Source organism: Variovorax sp. PCZ-1 (genome assembly GCF_018413605.1).
GTDB lineage: Bacteria > Pseudomonadota > Gammaproteobacteria > Burkholderiales > Burkholderiaceae_C > JANMDU01.
In genome coordinates this window covers 1-560 of record NZ_JAHCDN010000023.1, presented here as the reverse complement: position 1 = coordinate 560, position 560 = coordinate 1, and the positions used below count along the sequence as shown (strand labels likewise).

At 53.0% G+C, this 560-nt stretch carries 1 protein-coding gene; it reads left to right on the top strand.

What is annotated here, in order from left to right; translation table 11 throughout:
• Window positions 1-36: 36 nt before the first annotated feature.
• Window positions 37-560 (top strand): AAA domain-containing protein (locus tag KIH26_RS16925; protein ID WP_249661654.1); only part of this gene is annotated, 524 nt, incomplete at its 3' end.

The window sequence follows — 560 nt, the reverse complement described above, 5'->3', positions numbered from 1 at the left end:
GCCGTCTCCACCGTCGGCAATAACGTTGTGCTTCCTATGCTCCACGGCGATATAGAACCGGAATTTGACGACTCTGATTGTCTGGAAGGTGAACGTATTGCACTTGAAGCCCGATTCAATGCCAAGCAAGCAAAAGCTGTTGGCCTAGCCTACGGAGCAATCCATGCTGCTTGCATCCAAGGCCCTCCGGGGACAGGCAAAACAAAAGTTCTGGCCCTGATAGCCAAACTCTTGGTCAAACGCGGAGAGAGAGTTCTACTGACCTCGCACACGCACATGGCAATCAACAATGCCCTCAATCGCATCCACGAAGAAGACGTACCACTGACTAAAGTAGGCCGACACACACAACGCAAAGGCTTGAACGATGGTGTTACTAGCGTCGAAGAGATGTCTCGCTGGAAAGAGTGCCCTGAGAATGGTGGGTATGTGGTCGGTGCCACGCCATTTGCCACATGCTCAAAGCGACTTCAAGACTACCGATTTGATACCGTCATCTTTGACGAGGCCAGCCAGATCACCGTGCCGCTGGCCGTGATGGCCATGCGCGCCGCAAAAAA